Annotated in this window: 14 protein-coding genes and 1 pseudogene; 11 read left to right on the forward strand and 4 right to left on the reverse strand. The window is 73.0% G+C overall.

What is annotated here, in order from left to right:
• Together ACZ7MX_RS18345 and ACZ7MX_RS18350 are read right to left on the reverse strand one after the other, a co-directional pair.
• Positions 1-314 (reverse strand): annotated as a pseudogene (locus tag ACZ7MX_RS18345) (two-component sensor histidine kinase); the annotation flags it as partial.
• A 192-nt stretch (positions 315-506) separates the two neighbouring features.
• Complete coding sequence (locus ACZ7MX_RS18350) at positions 507-1,724, reverse strand: lactonase family protein (RefSeq protein WP_472133302.1); 1,218 nt, start codon at positions 1,722-1,724, stop codon at positions 507-509.
• A 260-nt stretch (positions 1,725-1,984) separates the two neighbouring features.
• Between ACZ7MX_RS18350 and ACZ7MX_RS18355 the strand changes: the two genes are divergently transcribed.
• On the forward strand, positions 1,985-3,073 hold the full coding sequence (locus ACZ7MX_RS18355) for a tetratricopeptide repeat protein (protein ID WP_472133304.1): 1,089 nt from the start codon (positions 1,985-1,987) through the stop codon (positions 3,071-3,073).
• Here ACZ7MX_RS18355 and ACZ7MX_RS18360 read toward each other — a convergent pair.
• Complete coding sequence (locus tag ACZ7MX_RS18360) at positions 2,967-4,391, reverse strand: lipase maturation factor family protein (protein WP_472133306.1); 1,425 nt, start codon at positions 4,389-4,391, stop codon at positions 2,967-2,969. The genes ACZ7MX_RS18355 and ACZ7MX_RS18360 overlap by 107 nt on opposite strands.
• 383 nt (positions 4,392-4,774) lie before the next feature.
• Between ACZ7MX_RS18360 and ACZ7MX_RS18365 the strand changes: the two genes are divergently transcribed.
• On the forward strand, positions 4,775-4,948 hold the full coding sequence (locus ACZ7MX_RS18365; RefSeq protein WP_472133308.1) for a hypothetical protein: 174 nt from the start codon (positions 4,775-4,777) through the stop codon (positions 4,946-4,948).
• A gap of 68 nt (positions 4,949-5,016) precedes the next feature.
• Here ACZ7MX_RS18365 and ACZ7MX_RS18370 read toward each other — a convergent pair whose 3' ends face one another.
• Entirely contained in the window at positions 5,017-6,870 is a 1,854-nt protein-coding gene (locus tag ACZ7MX_RS18370; protein WP_472133310.1) for an alpha-L-fucosidase, read from the reverse strand.
• A 330-nt stretch (positions 6,871-7,200) separates the two neighbouring features.
• Between ACZ7MX_RS18370 and ACZ7MX_RS18375 the strand changes: the two genes are divergently transcribed.
• The 9 genes from ACZ7MX_RS18375 (at position 7,201) to uvrA (ending at position 19,787) form a co-directional block, all read left to right on the forward strand.
• Positions 7,201-8,763: an AMP-binding protein gene (locus ACZ7MX_RS18375; RefSeq protein ID WP_472133312.1), complete on the forward strand. Its 1,563-nt coding sequence runs from the start codon at positions 7,201-7,203 to the stop codon at positions 8,761-8,763.
• A gap of 206 nt (positions 8,764-8,969) precedes the next feature.
• The gene (locus ACZ7MX_RS18380; RefSeq protein WP_472133314.1) at positions 8,970-9,311 is read left to right on the forward strand and encodes a DUF1330 domain-containing protein; all 342 of its coding nucleotides are present in this window, start codon (positions 8,970-8,972) and stop codon (positions 9,309-9,311) included.
• A gap of 198 nt (positions 9,312-9,509) precedes the next feature.
• Complete coding sequence (locus ACZ7MX_RS18385; RefSeq protein ID WP_472133316.1) at positions 9,510-11,606, forward strand: restriction endonuclease; 2,097 nt, start codon at positions 9,510-9,512, stop codon at positions 11,604-11,606.
• A gap of 740 nt (positions 11,607-12,346) precedes the next feature.
• Entirely contained in the window at positions 12,347-13,570 is a 1,224-nt protein-coding gene (locus ACZ7MX_RS18390) for a CapA family protein (protein ID WP_472133317.1), read from the forward strand.
• A 71-nt stretch (positions 13,571-13,641) separates the two neighbouring features.
• Entirely contained in the window at positions 13,642-14,262 is a 621-nt protein-coding gene (locus ACZ7MX_RS18395) for a TetR/AcrR family transcriptional regulator (RefSeq protein ID WP_030412149.1), read from the forward strand.
• 241 nt (positions 14,263-14,503) lie between these two features.
• Positions 14,504-15,724, forward strand: a complete 1,221-nt coding sequence (locus ACZ7MX_RS18400; RefSeq protein WP_472133966.1) for a cytochrome P450 — start codon at positions 14,504-14,506, stop codon at positions 15,722-15,724.
• A gap of 84 nt (positions 15,725-15,808) precedes the next feature.
• On the forward strand, positions 15,809-16,003 hold the full coding sequence (locus ACZ7MX_RS18405; RefSeq protein ID WP_472133319.1) for a ferredoxin: 195 nt from the start codon (positions 15,809-15,811) through the stop codon (positions 16,001-16,003).
• On the forward strand, positions 16,000-17,268 hold the full coding sequence (locus ACZ7MX_RS18410; RefSeq protein WP_472133321.1) for an NAD(P)/FAD-dependent oxidoreductase: 1,269 nt from the start codon (positions 16,000-16,002) through the stop codon (positions 17,266-17,268). The genes ACZ7MX_RS18405 and ACZ7MX_RS18410 overlap by 4 nt, the downstream gene beginning before the upstream one ends.
• Positions 17,269-17,309: 41 nt before the next feature.
• Complete coding sequence (gene uvrA, locus ACZ7MX_RS18415; RefSeq protein ID WP_472133323.1) at positions 17,310-19,787, forward strand: excinuclease ABC subunit UvrA; 2,478 nt, start codon at positions 17,310-17,312, stop codon at positions 19,785-19,787.
• Positions 19,788-19,826: the final 39 nt, after the last annotated feature.

Here is a 19,826-nt window from a genome sequence, read left to right on the forward strand (position 1 = left end):
CGGTGCAGATCCGACCCGGCCACCCGCTGCGCGGTCCGCGTGATCCGCCCCAACGGCGACAACACCCGCCCCGCCATCGCATAACCGAACGCGAACGCCACCACCGTCAGCCCCAGCAACGCCAGCAACGAACGGTTCACGAAGTCGTCCAGCGCCGGCCCGCCGTGCACCCGGAGGCAGTCGCCGATCAGCGCATCGATCACGACCCCGGCCACCAGGAACATCCCGCCGTACAGCAGCGTCAGCCGTACCCGGATCGTCGGCCGCAGCCACGGCCCCGGCCGGCGGGGGTGCTCGGCGGCGGGTGCGCGCACGACTGGTCCTCCCTCAGATGCCCCACAGTGCGGGGCAGTTGCCTCGTCGCACCCATCCTGCGCAAATGAGTGGTAAACCGACGGTAAGGAAGGAATCCCGGCCCGGGCTCAGGCGACCAACTGCCGGGGGCCGCCCGGTGGGTGCGACGCGGTGCTGACAACCGCTCGGAAAGCCGGGGCAGGGCCCGGCGTTCAGAGGGGGAGGGTGCAGACGGGGAGCGGTGCGGCGAAGGGCTCCCCGGCGGGGGTCAGGGTTCCGGTGCGGGCCGTGACGGCGAAGACCGTGACCGTGCCCGACTTCTGGTTCGCCGCGAACAGCCACCGCTCGTCCGGGGAGAAGGCGATGTGCCGGGGGAAGTCGCCGCCCACCGGCACGGTGTCCAGCAGTACGAGCCGCGCCCCGCCCGCCGCCACGGCGTAACGGGTGAGGCTGTTGTGGCCACGATTGGCGAGGAACGCGTAGCGGCCGTTGGCGGTGACCAGGATCTGGGCCGGATAGCTGGTGCCGGGACCGGTCCCGGTGGACTGCGGTGCGCCGGGTGTCAGGCGTCCGGTCCGGCGGTCGTAACCGCAGACGACCACCGTGTTGTCCACCTCGTTGGCCAAGTAGGCGAAGTCTCCGGTGGGATGGAAGGTGAGATGCCGGGGGCCGGCGCCGGGGCGCAGTGACGCGGCCGACACCTGGGTGAGTTTCCCGGCCGTGGGATCGAGCCGGTAGCTGTAGACGGTGTCGTTGCCGAGGTCGACGGCCAGCACGTGGCGGCCGTCGGGACCGGTGATGATCTGGTGGGCGTGCGGTCCGTCCTGGCCGGGGCCGGGCGGGGGAACGCTGTGGGTGACCAAATCCGTGCGCGGGCCGAGGGCACCGGTGGCCCGGTCGATGGGGTGGACGGCCACGCTGCCCGAGAGGTAGTTGGCGCTCAGCAGCCAGCGGCCGCCGGGATGCACCGACAGGTGGCAGGGGCCGGCCCCGCCGGTGGACCGGGCGCCCAGCACGATGGGCGGGCCGCCCGGGGGCATCGCGAGGGCGGTCACCTGGCCCTCCTGCTGCTCGTCGACCGCGTAGAGGGTGCGGCCGGACGGCGCGAGGGCGAGGTAGGACGGGTCGGGCACGCCGGTGACCACGCCGGTGGCGGTGATCCGGCCGGTCGCGGTGTCGTACGCGGCGAGGCCGATACCGGTGCCGCCGCCCTCCTTCGAGGTGTAGGTGCCCAGGAAGAGCGGGCGGGTACCGTGCGGGCGGCGGCCGGCGACGCGTCCGGCCCGGGCGGGCGCCGCGTCGCCGACGGCGAGCACGCCCGCCCCGGCGGCCGTGGCCACCCCCGCCGCCACGGTTCCGAGGAACCGGCGGCGGCCGATCCCGGGCCCGTCCGCCGCCCCCGTACGCGAATCCGTGCGCGCTTCCGTCATGGGAGCAGGGTGGCCCGCCCCGCCCGCGTCGGCAAGAGCTGCAACCCGAATTGCAGAGCGTGCAACGGCCGGGAACGCGTCCGCGCCTTGCCCCCTCGGGGTTCGACCCTGAGAGACCCCTACATCCCCAAGATGACCAAGCACCCCCGGCGTAGCACTCCAGTTGTACGGAAGGACCCATACGTGGGTTGATTCGCCGGACCCCCGATCGCTCGTACTTTCGTGATCAAGCACGGAAATGATCGAGAGGTCCGGGATTGATGTACGGCAAGGCGTTCGCACCGGAGTATCAGGGCGAGCTGGGCGCGGCACTGGGCGTGAACTCGTCCTACGAGGAGGTGCTGGCCACGGCGAGCCGGGCGCACGCCGAGGCGGGTACGGCGCTGGAGCGGGCCCGGGCCGGGCTCGCGGTCGCCGAGGCCAACCGGCGGCTCGGCCGGGTCGCGGCGGCCGGTGACGCCTGGCGGGAGAGCTACCGCAGTGGGCGGAGCGCGGGTGACGCCGGTGCCATGGCCTGGGCGCTGTGGAGCGGCGGCACACTGGCCCGCCAGTGCGGCACGCTGCCGCTGGCCCGCCGGCTGCTCACGCACGCCGTCGCGCTGGCCGACCAGGGCGGCGACCGCCTCGCGCACGGCTACGCCCTCGCCGGGCTCGCCGAGACCGGCCGCATACAGGGCGATTACGCCGCGGTCGCCGAGCTCCACGAGCAGTTGCTCGCCCAGGCGCGGGCGCACGGCGAGGCCCGGCACACGGTCTGGGCGATGTCCGGCATCGCCCAGATGCACCGCAACACCGGCGAGTACGACAAGGCCCTGGAGCTGTTCGAGGAGTCCGCCCGGATAGCCGAGGAGGGCGATGACGCGCGGGGCCGCGCCTGGTCGCTGCGGGGGATCGCCGATGTGCTGTCCGTGCGGGGCGAGACCGAGCGGGCGCTGGCGCTGCTGTCCGAGGCGGAGGCGGTCTGCCGCCGGATGGACCTGGCCAGCGCGCTCGCCTACAACCACAAGATGCGCGGCAATGTGCTGTACCGGGCGGGCCGTTACGCCGCGGCCCGGGACACCTACACCCTCTCGCTGGGGGAGTTCCGCGCGATGGAAGAGCCGCGCGGGGAGGCGCTGTCCCGGCTGGGGCTGGCCAAGTCCCGCGCCCGGCTCGGCCGCGACCTGGACGAGACACTGGCCGAACTCGCCCTGCTGGAGAAGGAGTTCACCCGAATAGGGTTGCGCCATGCGCGCGCCATGGTCAGCGCCTTCCGGACAGAGCTGACCGACCGATCGGCGCCAGGAACTCCCGCTCCTCGGTGCGATGCCACCACGCTCCGGTCTCCCGCAGTTCCTGCCAGGTCGTGAAGCGGTAGCGGAAGACCCGGGCCCGGATCCGGGCCGGCGGCAGGTCGGGGAACGGATTGGTGCGCAGCAGCCGCAGCGTGTCCCGGTCGTTCTCCAGCAGCCGCGCCACGAGCGGTACGAACCAGGACCGTGCGTAGGCGGGGGACAGTGCGGCGAACCACATCAGCCAGTCCAGCCGCAGGTGATACGGCGCGAACTGCCGCGGCACCCGGCGCACGTCGCCCGGCTTGCCGTGGAATTCGTACGCCTGCCAGGTCGTCCCGGGCCCGGTCACCGCGTCCGCCGTGCCCTCGATGACGATCTCCCGGCGCACCCGGGTGATGCTGCCGAAGGCGCCGTAGGAATTGACCAGGTGCAGTGCCTCGTAGGAGGTGTTCATCATCTGCTGCCGGGTGAGCAGGTTGCGGGCCGGGCGGTAGCTGAGCCAGGCGACGCCGGCGGTGGCGAGCAGGACCAGGACCTCGAACCAGAGGGGAGGGGCGGGCAGCGGCGTATCGGGCTGCGCCCACAGGGGTGCGGCGACGGACGCGGCGAGCGCGATGGTCACCCAGTTCAGCCAGGCGAAGTTGCCGGACAGCACCAGCCACAGCTGGGTGACCACCATCGCGGCGGCGGCCCAGCCGGCGATCGGCTGCGGGGTGAAGAGCAGTACGGGCAGGACGAGTTGGGCGACGTGGTTGGCGGCCACCTCGACCTTGTGCAGGGGTTTGGGCAGATGGTGGAAGAACCAGCTGAGCGGGCCGGGCATCGGCTGGGTCTCGTGGTGGTAGTAGAGGCAGGTCAGATCCCGCCAGCAGCGGTCACCGCGCATCTTGATCAGCCCGGCACCGAATTCCACCCGGAACAGCACCCAGCGCAGCAGCCACATGATCAGCACCGGCGGCGCGGTGTCGGCGTTGCCGAGGAACACCGCCAGGCAGCCCGACTCCAGCAGCAGCGACTCCCAGCCGAAGCTGTACCAGGTCTGCCCGACATTCACGATGGACAGGTACAGCGCCCAGAGCACGGCCCACAGCACCATCGACGCCCAGAGCGGCACGGCGTCCGCGACACCCGCCGCGACCGCCGCCGACAGCACCATCCCGGCCCGGCACCAGCCCGCGAAGAAGCGGTCCGAATAGCGCCAGTGGAACACCGAGGGGGCCAAACGGAACGGTACCCGCGCCACGAACTCGGGCACCGGGAGCATTCCGCGCGCCCCCATGAGCGCCCGGAACTGCCGTAGCGCCGCGAGGAACGCGAGCAGATAGAGAACGGCCAGCAGCCGCTGGAAAACCAGCCGGCCGAGCCAGTAACCGGAATCCGAGAACCATGCCACCCGCCCATGGGTAGCACTGCCGCCGCGCACCCGGGAACACTCCGTCCGCGCGGTCACCCGCCAGTCACCCTCCAGCGTACGGATCCGGGCAATTGCAGCAACCTGAGAGCCGTTCGAGTGTGTGATGTGCATCACATTACGGCTTTGGTGACCCGCTCTCCCAAGGGGGTGCTATTCCCGCCTTCCGGCGACATGACCATCTCGCCGGAAAACGTCGAGCGCGGCGCGAGCGCCGTAGTTACCCTGAGGGTCGACGGACGACCTATCTGGGAGACGCCAACACCATTGGCCCGTCGCGGGAACGCCACAAACCTTGGCCGACTTCCCGCTCTGTGAACAAGGCGCCACCGCGTCGGACCAATACCTCGATGAAGGAGTGCGTGGTGGCTGTGCACAAGGTTCAACCCAAGCAACCCCGGCTGAAGCAGGGGGGCGAGCGACCAGGTCGGATCAAGGAAGTCCGTAACCTCGAATTCTGGGACCGCTGCGGGCCGGTGCGGCTGGCCGGCTGTGACGACGATCCCGGCGAGCCGCACATCTTCCGCGGCATCGACTGACCGCTCGGACGTCGGCCCTGACCCTTGGGGTAGCACCCTCCAGGGTCAGGGCCGACGCCCGACCAGGATCAGCCCGGGTAGAGCCGGCGCTGCGGCACGATCTGCTGGCACTGGCTCGGGCTCGACCACAGCAGCTTCATATGCGCCTCACCGGTCCGCTCCGTGTGGTCGATCCGGATGCGGTGCCGATGGCCGGCCCGCAAGGTGACCGTGGCCTTGTCCACCTTCGGGCCGTGCGGGAGCGCGCTGTCGATCAGCAGCCTGCCGTCCAGCCACAGCCGCACGGTGTCGTCCGAGACGGTGGTGAGGGTGTACGTCTCGTCGAAGCGCGGCTGGAGGAAGCCGGTCCAGCGGGTGCTGAAGTGATCGGCAGGAATGCCGGGGTCCGGTGAGCCGTCGAAGCGGTAGGACGTGTTCACCGTCGGATCGACGCCGGTCACCGCGGGCGGGCCGGTGAAGGAGTCGTTCGCCCAGCTCTGCGCGGTCAGCCCGGTGCCGGTGCCGGCGGGTGCCCCGGGCGGCGGCTCGATCGCCAGCCGGAGGACGCTCGCCCGCGGATCGGGGGCCGGGCCGGACGGCGTGAGGTCGTAGCCGTCGCCGGCCCGGACCACCGTCACCCGCCGGTCGCTGCCCAGCACCCGGGCCGCGGTGACCCGGAAGGGTGCCCGCGCGGTCAGATGGAGGGACTCACCGGCCGCGGGCCACGACGTGACCGAGGCGTACAGCTCGTCGCCGCGCCGGGAGACCGTGCCCCACGGCGGGGCGGCGACCAGCCCGGTGTACCCGGCGCCGTACACCGCGGCGCCCTGCCCGTGCGCGGCCAGCCAGCGTCCGGTCTCCCGCAGCCGGTCCACGGACGGCTGCGGGATCCGGCCGAGCCGGTCGGGTCCCACGTTCAGCAGGTAGTTGCCGCCCCGGCTCGCCACGGCCAGCAGATTGCGGACGACGGTCGTCGGCGACTTCCAGTTGCTGTCGTAACGGGCGTGCCCCCAATGGTCGTTGAGCGTCATACAGCTTTCCCACAGCTGGCCGTCCACCGGCTCGGCGGGGATCTCCTGCTCCGGCGTGCCGAAGTCCCCGTCGACCACCTCGCGCTTGCCGACGCGGTTGTTGACGATCAGGTCCGGCTTCAGACGGTGCAGATACGTCTGGAGCTCGGCGCCGTCCTGCCGGGACCACCGGTTGGTGGGGCGGTCCGCGTCCCACTCGCCGTCGAACCACAGCAGCGCCGGGTCGTAGTTCTCGATGAGCTCCTTGAGCTGGCCGTACATCCGTTTCTTGTACCGCGGGAAGGTCGCCGGGCCGGCGAAGTCCGGGTCGTGCCAGTCCCAGATCGAGTAGGAGAAGCCGAGCCTGAGGCCGGCGGCGGCGGCGGCCCGCTTCAGCTCGGCGAGGATGTCGCGGCGCTTGTCGAACGCGGAGTGGTCGCGCAGGTTCCAGGTGTTCTGCCGGGTCGGCCACATCGCATAGCCGTCATGGTGCTTGGCGGTGATGACGAGGTAGCGCTGCCCGGCCTCCTTGGCCGCCCGGACGATCGCCTCGGCGTCGAAGCCGGACGGGTCGAAGGCCGCGGCCTGCTTCTCGTACTCCGCCCGCGGAATGCCGCACTCGCGCTCGATCCACTCCGCGTTGCGGCAGACCGTGCCGTCGGGCCGCGGGTACTCGCCCTCCAGGTTCGAGTACGCGCCGAAGTGGAGGAACATCCCGAAGCGGGCCGTGCGCCACCACGCGGTGCGCGGCGCGGTGAACGGGTCGTCGGTCGCACGGTTGGTGCCGGGCCCCTCGGCGGGCCCCTCGGCGGGCCCCTCGGCGGGCCGCGGTGAAGGCGCGGCGGCGAACCCCGGGCCGCCCGCCGCCAGCAGCAGCGCAGCCAGCGCCACCACGACTCCCGGTCTCCGGAACGGTCTCGTGCGGCTGTGCATCGCTCGCTCCCTCGGGTCGGATGGTCCCGTCGGCGAACCGGGCGCGCGCCTCCCGTGTCCTCCCGCATGGTGCAGGCCCGACCCCGCGACCGGAACCCCCGGGACACGACAAACATCGGAGCACCTGAAGCGAAGTGGGCGCCCGCCAGTGGTCCCACGAGGCCGGATGGGCGCACTGGCCACTCATTGATCGGAGCAAAGTGGCCGTCGTTGGTTGGCCGAGATGCATACGGTCGGGCTCTCCGCCGCCCCCTCGGGCGCCCCGCAACCTGGTGGACCGCCGCGGTTGGCTGTTCAATGAGCCGCCCGGCCGCAGCCACTGGAGGTCCCATGGAAGCCGTCGCCCCGCCCGCCGCCGGCGCCCCCGCCATCCGCTGCGCGGGGCAGGAGCGCGGCTACCGGGAGTTCGCCGACCGCGCGGCGCGGATCGCAAGCGGCTTACGAGAGGCGGGAGTCGACCCGGGCGACCGGATCGCCGTGGTCCTCCGCAACGAGCCCGCGCATCTGGAGATCACCGCCGGCGCCGCCCTGCTCGGCGCCTGTGCGGTCCCGGTCAACTGGCACTTCCGCCACGACGACCTGCGGCACGTCCTCACCGACAGCGGCAGCAAGCTGGTCTTCGTCCACACCGACCTGCTGGACCGGGTGGCCGCCGTGCTGCCGGAGGGCGTACGCCTCGTCGAGGCGGCGGTACCGGCCGGGGTGGCGGCCGCCTGCGGCATCGCCGCACCCCCGCCCACCGGTGCGCACCCGCTGCTCGACGACTGGCTGGCCGGCCACGAGCCGCTCGGCCGGCCCGCCGCGGAACGCCCGCCCACCGTCATCTACAGCTCCGGAACCACCGGACGCCCCAAGGGAGTTCTGCGCGCCCCCGTCACACCGGACCGGCTCGACCAAGCCGTACAGCGGTTCCTGGAGTACTTCGCGGTGGCCCCCGGCGGCCGTACGCTGATCCCCGCGCCGCTCTACCACGCGTCCCCCAGCCAGCACGCCGTCCTCGCGCTCGCCGCCGGCCTCGACATCACCCTGATGCCGCGCTTCGACGCCGAGGAGTTCCTGCGCCTCATCGAGCGGCACCGCATCGAGCAGGTACAGGTCGTCCCGACGATGTTCGTACGGCTGCTGCGGCTCCCCAAGGACGTCCGCGAGCGCTACGACCTGTCGTCGCTCACCTCCGTGGTGCACGCCGCCGCGCCCTGTCCGCCGCATGTGAAACACGCCATGATCGACTGGCTGGGGCCGGTCCTCCGGGAGTACTACGGCGGCAGCGAGACCGGCGCGGTGACGTGGTGCGACAGCGCGGAGTGGCTGGCCCACCCCGGCACCGTCGGCCGGGCGAGCGGGACCGGCGAGGTCGCCGTCCTCGGCCCCGACGGACAGCCGCTGCCGACCGGCGCCACCGGTGACGTCTACCTCAAACCGTCCGAGGACTGGCCGCAGTTCACCTATCTCGGCGACCACGCCAAACGCGCCGCCATGGAGGCGCCGGGCCTGCCCGGGTACGTCACCATCGGCGACATCGGCCATCTCGACGCGGACGGCTACCTCTACCTCAGCGACCGCCGCAACGACATGGTCATCTCCGGCGGCGTCAACATCTACCCCGCGGAGATCGAGGCCGCACTGCTGGCCCTGGACGGAGTGCGGGACGCCGCGGTGTTCGGCATCCCCGACGAGGAGTTCGGCGAGGTCCTCGCCGCGCACCTGGAGACCGAGCCCGGCGTACGCCTCACCGCGGAAGCGGTACGCGGCCACGTCGCCGAACGGCTCGCCGGCTACAAGGTCCCGCGGGCCGTCGTCTTCGAGCAGCGGCTCCCGCGCGACGAGTCCGGCAAGCTCTTCAAACGAAGGCTGCGGGACCCGTACTGGGCGGAGCGCGGGGGAGCGATCTGAGGAACCCGGTCGCCCCGCAACTCGCGGCTGTGGAAAGCGAGTTGGCGGCAATGACGTCCCCGTGCCGTCTTCCCACGACGGTCCGGGGAAGGTCGGGCGGATGACCCCGGAGGTAATCGCCCCCGTGACGGTGGCCTGGAACCGTGGACGGCAGCACCCCCCCCGGAGTCCCCACGGGCACCGAAGCCCCACGGAAAGGCAGTCCCATGAGCGCGTTCGCCATCGCCCACCTCCGCCCCACCGCCCCGCACCCGGACATCGCCGTGTACCTGGACCGGATCCAGCCGCCCCTGGACCCCTTCGGCGGACGGTTCCGGGTGCACAACGCGCAGGTCGAGGTGCGCGAGGGCGAGTGGCCGGGCTTCGTCGTCGTCATCGAATTCCCCGGCATCGACGAGGCCCGGGCCTGGTACGACTCTCCCGCGTACCAGGAGATTCTGCCGCTGCGCACCCGGCACATCGAGGGCGACTGCGTCCTGGTGCCCGGAGTCGGCGCCGACTACGACGTCTCGGGGACCGCCGCCGCGCGGAGGGCGGCCGCCGCCTGACGGGACCATCCCGCGTCGGCGGCCTCCCCGCGTCGTTAAGGTCCGTGGGAAACGTCCGTCGGAAACGTCTCGTCCCCCACCGTCCCGGCACGCGCTCCCGCTAGAGTCGACTGCGACGGTCAGCCGCAACAGCGCTGGTGAAACCGCTTCCACAGGGTTCCGGGGGCCGCCGCCCCGGGGGGAGGACGAAGAGTCGACATGAGCCGCCGTTCCCATGGATTAATGGCCGTCTGGGCCGAGGCGCAGCGCCAGCAGCAGCGCCGGGAGGAAGCCCAGCGCCGCGCGTACGCCCAGGCGCAGCGCGACCAGGAACGGCAGGCCCGCGACGCCGAACGGGCCATGGCGCGGCTGCACCGGGAACGCCAGGCCGCCTACCGTCAGCAGCGCGAGGCGGACGCCCGCCGCCGGACCGAGGAGCTGGACGCGCGGGTCGCCGCGCTCACCGGCCTGCTCGCCGACGGCTGCCGGGCCCCGGCGTTCACCGCCGCCGCGCTGCTGCGCCCCGAGCGCATCGAGGAGTTCTCGCCGGGCGCCCTCGCCACCCCCGTACCCATGCCGGATCCGGCCCGCTATCAGGCGCCCACCGGCGGCCGGCACCTGGGCGCGGTCCGCCGCGACCGCGCCCAGGAGGAGGCCCGCGCCCGGTACGAACAGGACTGGTACGCCGCCCAGGCCGCCGAACACCAGCGGCAGAACCAACTCGCCGCCTACCGGCGGCAGTACGACCAATGGGCCGCCGGTGCGCTGGCCGAGATCCGGCAGCACAACGCCGGCATAGCGGAGCTGCTGACCGGGCTGCGCAACGGTGACGCCGAGGCCGCCGTCGAGTACTTCTCCGCCGCGCTCTACGCCTCCACCGCCTGGCCCGAGGGGTTCCCCCGCCGGGTCACCGCCGCCTACGAGCCGACCGCCCGCCAGCTCGTCCTGGACTGGGAACTGCCCGGCTACACCGTCGTCCCGGAGACCAAGGCCGTCCGGTACCAGGCCGGCACCGACCAGGAGAAGGAAACCGCCCGGCCGGCCGCCCAGCGCCGGGCGCTCTACCGCGACGTCCTGGCCCAGAGCATGCTGCTGGTCCTGCGGGACCTCTTCGCCGCCGACACCTACGGTGCGCTGGACTCGGTGGCGCTCAACGGCTTCGTGGACGACGTCGACCCGGCGACCGGCCGCCCCGCGCAGGTGTACCTCGCCACCGTCATGGCCCCGCGCAGCGCCTTCGACGCCCTCCACCTCGACCGGGTCAGCGCGGTGGAGTGTCTGACCGACGGCCTGCGCGGACAGCTCGCCGCCCGACCGGACCAGCGCACGGCGGTACGGCCCGGACGGCTGCCGGGCGACGTCGGCGGTGCGGGCACGGTCGTCTCGCACGGCGGCGAGACCGAGCCGGACCTCTACGAGATGGACCCGATCGCCTTCGAGAACCTGATCGCCGAACTGTTCCGCGCGATGGGCATGCAGGCCGTCACCACCCAGCGGTCCGGCGACGGCGGGGTGGACGTGGACGCGCTGGACCCCGACCCGATCCGCGGCGGCAAGATCGTCGTACAGGTCAAGCGCTACCGCAACACCGTCCCGCCCACCGCGGTCCGCGACCTGTACGGCACCGTCCAGGCCGAAGGCGCCAACAAGGGCGTGCTGGTGACCACCTCCCGCTTCGGCCCCGGCGCGCACACCTTCGCCAACGGCAAACCGCTCAGCCTGATCGCCGGCCCCGAACTCGTCGACCTGCTCGGCCGCTACGGTCTCAGTGGCCGCCTCGGCACACCCGCTCCCGGCGCCGCCACCGCCGCCGACACCTCCTCCGGGACGCCGGAGCACAACATCCTCGGCATGACCTGGTCCGGGGACGTGGCCCTCGACGTCTGCGCCCTGGTCTGCAAGGGGACCACCGTGCTCAGCGACGACCACTTCGTCTTCTACAACAACCCGCACACGCCGGACGGTTCGGTACGGATGCGGCCCGCCACCGCCCCCGACCGGGCCGCCGTACAGGTGCACTTCGAGGGGCTGCCACCCGACGCCGACCGGCTGGTCCTGGTCGCCGCCATCGACCCCCAGACCAACCCCGACGCCGACCTCTCCGGCTTCACCGACGCCCGGATCCGACTGCTGGACGCCGCGGGGGAGGAGCAGGGCCAGCTGACGGTCTCCGACGGGCGACAGGGCGAGACCGCCCTCGTCCTCGGCTCCTTCCGCCAACGCCCCGGCGGCGACTGGGACTTCGTCATCGGCGGCAAGGGCTACCCAGGCGGCCTCACGGCCTTGGTACAGGAGTACGGGATCGAGGTTGCCTGAGCCGTTCGCTGCGCTTGGCATTCTTCCCACGTACCTGGCTGTCCCGCCGTCGAGGTTGCTCGCCGTTGCGCTTTGCGGCGCCGCGTACGTACGTGTCTCTCCCGCCGCGGGTCGTCTCGCCGTTGCGCGCTTGCGGCGCCCCGCGCGTACCCGCCTTCCCGCCGCGGGGCTCGTTCTCCGTTGCGCCTGCGGCGGGCTGGGTTTGTGGTGGGTGCGATGACGGGCCTCCGGGGCCGGTTGTGTGGACTGCTGACGCTTTACGTCCACACAACCGGCCCCTCCGGCCCGTCCCCTCCCGTGAGGGGATAGGAATGTGGTGCGTGGGGGCGGGCGTTGGGGCATGCAAGGGGGCCTGGGTACCCCTACGGGATGGTCGAACAGATCCCGTAAGGGTTGCGAGGGCCCCCTGCAGGGCCTCAACTCGACCGGCCGGGGAGGTATTCCCGACACCCCACCCCAGGACGTGAGGTGCACCCAGAACGACAGCGCCCACCCCCACCGGCCTCTTACCCCCACCAACGGGAGGGGACAGACCGGAGGACGAAGTCTGTAGGGCTGTCACCGCACCCGAAAACACCACGCCCGCCGCCAGGCGCGACGGCGAGCAACCCCGGCGGCGGGACGGCCACGTACGTACGGGGCGCCGCAAAGCGCGCAACGGCGAGCACCCCCGATGGCGGGACGGCCAGGTACGTACGGGGCATCGCAAAGCGCAGCGCAACGCGTGATATCTGTCTGGTATGGGCATGTATGGGAGGTATTGGGTAGTCGGCCGGAGAGGGCTGGTCGGCGTACTGGCCGTCGCGCTGGCCGCGGGGTGTGGGGGTGGGCGCCCGGTGGCGCGGCCCAGCCTCGGCGCGGAGGCGGCGGGCTCGCGATCGGGGGCGGGCGCGGAAGCCCGTTCGCCTGCGCACGGGCGGGCGCGGGTTGCCGAGCCCGCGGTCCGGCGGGCCTTCACGCTCGTCGCCGCGGGGGACGTGATCCCGACCCACCCCGAAGTGCTCGACACCGCGCAGGACGACGCGCCCCTCGACGGCTACGGCTACGACTTCCGGCCGATGCTCAAGGGCGTGGCCCCCGTCGTCTCCGGGGCCGATGTGGCGCTGTGTCACCTGGACGCGCCGCTCGGCCCGCTCGACGGACCGTTCACCGGGTACCCGCTCCTCCAGTCGCCGCCGCAGATCGCCACCGCGCTCAAGGCGGTCGGTTACGACTCCTGCGGGACCGCGTCGAATCACGCCCTCGACCAGGGGCTGCCAGGAATCCGCCGGACCCTGGACGCGCTGGACACGGTCGGGCTGCGGCATTCCGGGACGGCCCGGGACGACACCGAGGCCGCCCGCCCGGCGCTGCTACGGGCCCCCGGTGGGGCGCGGGTCGCCCATCTGTCGTACACCGACGGCATCGAGGGCGTCGGCCTGCCGGACGGTGCGGACCGGGCGGTGAACCTGCTCGACGAGGAGAAGATCATCGAGGATGCCCGGGCGGCCCGCCGGGCCGGTGCGGACGTCGTGGTGGTCAGTCCCGCGTGGGGCACCGAGTACCGGACCGCCCCGGACGAGGAGCAGCTCGCCCTGGCCCGGGCGCTCACCGCCGCCGAGACCGACGGCCGGCCCGACGTCGACCTGATCGTCGGCACCCACGCGCACACCCCGCAGCCGTACGAGAAGGTCAACGGCACCTGGGTCGTCTACGGACTCGGCGACCAGCTCTCCGGTGCGATGAGGCAGCCGCGCGGGAACTGGGGCACGCTCGCCCGCTTCCGGTTCGCGCCGCCCGAGCGGCCCGGCGGGCGCTGGCGGGTCACCGAGGCCGCCTACGTCCCGCAGCTCGCCGAGCAGGGCACGCGGGTGCGGGTGCGGAACCTCGCACGGACCGGCGCGCACCGCGACGTCCGGGACCGGATCGGCGCGGCGGTGCTGAGCCGGGGCGCCGCGGAGGACGGGCTGACGATGGGGCGGTGAGGCCGCCCTGCCGCGGTGTGAAACCCTGGTCGCCTATCCGTCGGCAGGCTCAGGGAAGGGACCGGAGGGCAGTGAGCGAGAGTGCGGCCGTCCGGGCCCGTAACCCCCGCGGGCAGGGCGAGCGGCTGCGGGAGGAACTGCTGCGGGCCACCGAGCGGCTCCTGGAGGAGGTCGGCAGCGAGGACGCGTTGTCGCTGCGGGCGGTCGCCCGGGAGGCCGGTGTCGCCGCCCCGAGCATCTACCGGCACTTCTCCGACAAGACCGAGCTGGTCTGGGCGACCCTTGAGGTCAGCTACGAGCGGCTGGCGGCGGCGATGGCCGAGGCCGCCGCACGGGCCGCCGCGGACGACCCGGTGGCGCGGCTGCGCGCCCAGCTGCGGGCCTACTGCCGTTACGCCGTCGCCCACCCGGCCACCTACCGCCTGCTGTACGAGACCCGGCAGACCCCGGTCGGCCCCGAGCGGCTGGCCGGCCACCCCGCCGGGCTGCTGGTGCGCAGCTGGCAGCGGGCGCTGACCGCCTGCGAGGACGCCGGCTGGCGGGTGCGGGGCGCGCGCTCCGAGGCGCCGTACGTGCTGTGGTCGGCGGTGCACGGCCGGGTGATGCTCTGGCAGGTCATGCCGAGCCGCAAGGACACGCGTCGGCTGGACCGCTTCGTCGACGAGATGCTGCAGTTGTTGTTGGAGCGCTGAGCACACTCCCTCAGCCGCTGTTGCGGTCGTACCGGCTGTGTGGCCGTTGCCGGCCGTGGCGGCTTCTCCGTGCCGGGTCACCCTCCCCTGAGGCACTGTCATGTCTCCTCTCCCATCCGACCCCCGACGCGTTTACCCGTGTATTACACATGTAAGTTTACAGTCGTTAGGTGAGCGTGCGGATCGTGACGCCGCCCCCTGCCGGCGTGCGCGCACACGCACGATGAAGGAGATGAGCGCAATGACACTGTCCACCGCCCCGGCGCCGCTGCCCGTCGAGCCTCCGAGCGGCTGCCCCTTCGACCCGCCGGCCGAGTTCGGTGCGCTGCGTACCGCCCGGCCGATCTCCAAGATCGGGCTGCCGGACGGAAGTTGGGCCTGGCTCGTGACGCGTTACGCCGACATCCGGGCCGTCCTCGGTGACCTCCGCTTCAGCTCCGACACCACCGTGCACGGCTACCCGCGGAGCGGGATGACCGGCGGCGGCAGTACGCAGAACCGCGGCTTCATCCGCATGGACCCGCCGGAGCACACCAGGCTGCGGCGCATGGTGACCCGCGAGTTCATGGTCAAGCGGGTCGAGGCGCTGCGCCCGGAGATCCAGCGCCTCACCGACGAACTCTGCGACGCCATGGAGCGCGCCGAAGGGCGCGAGGAGGGCGGCGTGGACCTGGTCGAGGCGCTGGCGCTGCCGGTCCCGTCCCTCGTCATCAGCCTGCTGCTGGGCGTGCCCTACGACGACCACGAGATCTTCCAGCGGCTCACCGGCACCCTGCTCTCCCGCACCGTCACCGACGACGAACGCGAGGCCGCCCGGACCGAACTGCGCGACTACCTCGACCGGTTGGTCACCGCCAAGGAGGCCGACCCGGGCGACGACATCCTGGGCCGGCTGATCGTCGAGCAGCAGCGGACCGGCGAGATCTCCCACGACGAGGTGGCCGCCTTCGCCGCCCTGCTGCTGATCGCCGGGCACGAGACCACCGCCAACATGATCGGGCTGAGCGCGCTGACCCTGATGCGCGACCCGGAGTCCGCCGAGCGGCTGCGGCAGGACCCCGCCCTGATCCGCGGTGCCGTCGAGGAACTGCTGCGGTTCCACAGCATCATCCGCAACGGCCCCCGACGGGTCGCCACCGAGGACGTCGAGATCGGCGGGCACCTCATCCGGGCCGGCGAGGGCGTCGTGGTGGCCGTCCCCTCCGGCAACCGCGACGAGACCGTCTTCCCCGAACCCGACCGGCTCGACATCGCCCGTCCCAACGCCCAGCACCACGTCGCCTTCGGGTACGGCATCCACCAGTGCCTCGGTCAGGCCCTGGCCCGGGTCGAACTCCAGGTCGTCCTCGGCACATTGCTGCGCCGGTTCCCGGCGATGCGCCCCGCGGTGCCGGTGGAGGAGATCCCGTTCCGTACCGACATGTCGATCTATGGCTGCCACGCCTTGCCCGTCACCTGGTAGGCCGGCAACCCGGCCGCCCCGCAACCTCACTCATCCCACGACCTCGCTCATCCCGAACCTCACCCACCCCCACGGAGAATCACGATGAAGATCACCCTCGTCGCCGACAAGTGCTGCGCCGCCGGCCAGTGCGTACTCATCGCCCCCGAGGTCTTCGACCAGCGTGACGAGGACGGCGTCGTGGTGCTGCTCGACGCCGAACCGCCGGCCGACCAGCACGACGTGGTCCGCGAGGCCGCCGCCATCTGCCCGGCCGCCGTCATCGAGGTCCAGGCGTGACCACCCGCCCGATAGCCGTCGTCGGCGCCTCCGCGGCCGGCCTCGCCGCGGCCGAGGCGCTGCGCCGCTCCGGCTGGACCGGCCCGCTCGTCCTCATCGGCGACGAGCCCCATCTCCCGTACGACCGGCCGCCGTTGTCCAAACAGCTGCTGCACGGCGCCTGGGAGCCGGAGCGGCTGCTGCTGCGCACCAAGGACCAGCTCGACCCGCTCGGCCTCGACCTGCGGCTCGGGACCCGGGCCACCGGACTCGACGTGGCCGCCCGCACCCTCACGCTGGACAACGGTGAACGGCTCGACTGCGCCGGCGTGATCATCGCCACCGGGGTCGCGGCCCGTACGCTGCCCGGCGCCGACGCGCTCACCGGCGTACACACCCTGCGCACCCTCGACGACGCACTGGCCCTGCGCGGCCGGCTCGCCGACGGTGGCCGGCGCCTGGTGATCGTCGGCAACGGGGTGCTGGGATGTGAAGCGGCCGCGGTGGCACGGGAGTTGGGGCACGAGGTGACCCTCGTCGGCCACGACCCGGTACCCATGGCCGCCGCCGTCGGCACCGCGGTCGGACAACTGCTCGCCGAGGAGCACCGGGCCCGCGGCGTCACCCTGCGCACCGGCACGGTCGACGGCTTCGACAGCGACGGGGACGCGGTCAGCGCCGTCCGGCTGGCCGATGCGGGCACCGGGGGTGGGGAAGGGGCCCGGCTGCCCGCCGACACCGTGCTGCTCGCCATCGGGTCCACCCCCGCCATCGGCTGGCTGGCCGGCGACCCGGCCCTGGACACCACCGACGGGCTGCGCTGCGACGCGTACTGCGCCGCCGCCACCGGTATCTACGCCGCCGGCGACGTGGCCCGCTGGGAGCACCCGGTGCACGGCCGGCCGCTGCGCATCGAGCACCGGATGAACGCCACCGAACAGGGCATGGCCGCCGCCCGCAACCTGCTCGCCGAACTGGCCGCGGACGGCGCCGACGCCCAGGAACGCCGCCCGTTCGCCCCGGTCCCGTACTTCTGGTCGGACCAGTACGACCTCAAGATCCAGGCGTACGGGCCGACCGCGGGGGCCGACCGGGTCGAGACCCCGGTGCTCGACCGGGCCGGACGCCGGATCCTCGCGCTCTACGGCCGGGAGGGCCGTGCGGTCGCCGTGCTCGCCGCCGGCCTGGCGCCGCGCCAGATCCGGGCGCTGCGGGCCGTCGTCGCCACCCCGCTGCCCTGGGACGAGGCCCGCGCACGCATCGACACCGCGACGGCCACCGGCTGACGCGTCGCCGAGCACCGCGGCCCGTGCCCGATCATGGACGGATGGCCGACTCGTACGTACGGGTGCGCGGCGCCCGTGAGCACAACCTCCGCACCATCGACGTGGACATCCCGAGGGACGCGCTGGTCGCGTTCACCGGGGTGTCCGGCTCGGGCAAGTCCTCGCTCGCCTTCGGCACCCTCTACGCCGAGGCCCAGCGCCGCTACTTCGAGTCCGTGGCCCCCTACGCCCGGCGGCTGATCCACCAGGTCGGCGCGCCCAAGGTCGAGGACATCACCGGACTGCCGCCGGCCGTCGCACTGGAACAGCGGCGCTCCGCGCCCACCTCCCGCTCCTCCGTCGGCACCGTCACCACCCTCTCCAACACCCTGCGGATGCTCTTCTCCCGCGCCGGCGACTACCCGGAAGGCACGACCGAACGGCTGGACTCCGACGCCTTCTCGCCCAACACCGCGGCCGGCGCCTGCCCCGAATGCCACGGCCTGGGCACCGTCCACCGGGTCACCGAACAATCCCTGGTACCCGACCCCGCACGGTCCGTCCGCGAGGGCGCCATCGCCGCCTGGCCCGGCGCCTGGCAGGGCAAGAACCTCCGCGACATCCTCGCCGCCCTCGGCCACGACATCGACCGGCCCTGGCGCGAACTCCCGCAGGCCGACCGCGACTGGATCCTGTTCACCGACGAAGAGCCCGTCGTCACCGTCCACCCGGTCCGCGAGGCCGGCCGCATCCAGCGCCCCTACAAGGGCCGGTACATGAGCGCCCGCCGCTACGTCCTGCACACCTTCGCCGACTCCAAGAGCGAGACGCTCCGGCGGCGCGTCCAGGGCTTCATGGTCGCCGAGCCCTGCCCGCGGTGCGCCGGACGACGGCTGCGCCCCGAGGCGCTCGCCGTCACCTTCGAGGGCCGGGACATCGCCACCCTCGCCGGCCTGCCGCTCGGCGCCCTCGCCGAGCTGCTCCGCCCCACCGCCGCCCGCACCGACGACGAGGTCGCCCCGGCGCTCGCCCGCGACCTCGTGGCCCGCATCGAGGTCCTCACCGAACTCGGCCTCGGCTACCTCAGCATGGACCGGCCCGCACCCACCCTGTCCGCGGGCGAGCTCCAGCGGCTGCGGCTCGCCACCCAGCTGCGCTCCGGCCTGTTCGGCGTCGTCTACGTCCTCGACGAGCCGTCCGCCGGACTCCACCCGGCCGACACCGAGGCCCTGCTCACCGTCCTCGGCCGGCTCAAGGACGCCGGGAACACGCTGTTCGTGGTCGAGCACGACATGGACGTGGTGCGGCACGCCGACTGGATCGTGGACATCGGACCGCGCGCCGGGGAACACGGCGGCCAGGTCCTGCACAGCGGCCCGGTCGCCGCCCTCGCCGACGCCGCGGCCTCCGCCACCCGCCGCTACCTCTTCGCCACCGAACCGCCCCCCGAGCGCACCCCGCGCACCCCTTCCGGGACCCTGACCCTGCGCGGCGTCACCCTGCACAACCTGCGCGGACTGGACGCGGCCTTCCCGCTCGGCGTCTTCACGGCCGTCACCGGCGTCTCCGGATCGGGCAAATCGACGCTGGTCACCCGGGTCCTCGCGGAGACCGTACGGGACCACCTCGGCGCCGGCCGGCCCGACGCCGCGGAGGACGGCACCGAGGACGGGACGGAGGCCGGGACCGAGGCCGGGCCGATGGCCCGCGCCCGGCTCGCCGGCGCCGACGGCCTCGCGGCGATCGACCGGCTGGTCCGCGTCGACCAGAAGCCGATCGGCCGCACCCCGCGCTCCAACCTCGCCACGTACACCGGGCTGTTCGACGCGGTGCGGAAGGTCTTCGCCGCCACCGACGAGGCCCGGGCCCGCGGCTACACCGCGGGACGGTTCTCCTTCAACGTCGCCGCCGGCCGCTGCGAGACCTGCCAGGGCGAGGGCTTCGTCGCCGTGGAACTCCTCTTCCTCCCCGGCACGTACGCGCCGTGCACCGCCTGCCACGGCGCCCGCTACCACCCCGAAACCCTCCAGGTCACCTACCGGAACCGGACGATCGCCGACGTCCTGGACATGACCGTGGACACCGCCGCGGACTTCCTCGCCGACGTCCCGGCCGCCGCCCGCAGCCTGCGCACCCTCCAGGACGTCGGCCTCGGCTACCTCCGGCTCGGCCAGCCCGCGACCGAACTGTCCGGCGGCGAGGCCCAGCGCATCAAACTCGCCACCGAACTCCAGCGCACCCGCCGCGGCCACACCCTCTACCTGCTCGACGAGCCCACCACCGGGCTGCACCCCGCCGACACCGAGGTGCTGCTGCGCCAGCTGCACGGCCTGGTCGACGCCGGCCACACGGTCGTGGTCGTCGAGCACGACATGGGCGTGGTCGCCGGCGCCGACCACGTCATCGACCTCGGTCCGGGCGGCGGCGCGGACGGCGGCCGGATCGTGGCCGAGGGCCCGCCCGCCGCGGTCGCCGCCGCCCCGGGCAGCCGCACCGCCCGCTATCTGGCCCGGCGGAGGGGGCACCCGGGCCGGTCCTGAGGGTCCGCTAATGTACGCAGGTCAGATCACCAGGCAACA

Source organism: Streptomyces sp. NPDC107765 (genome assembly GCF_055657085.1).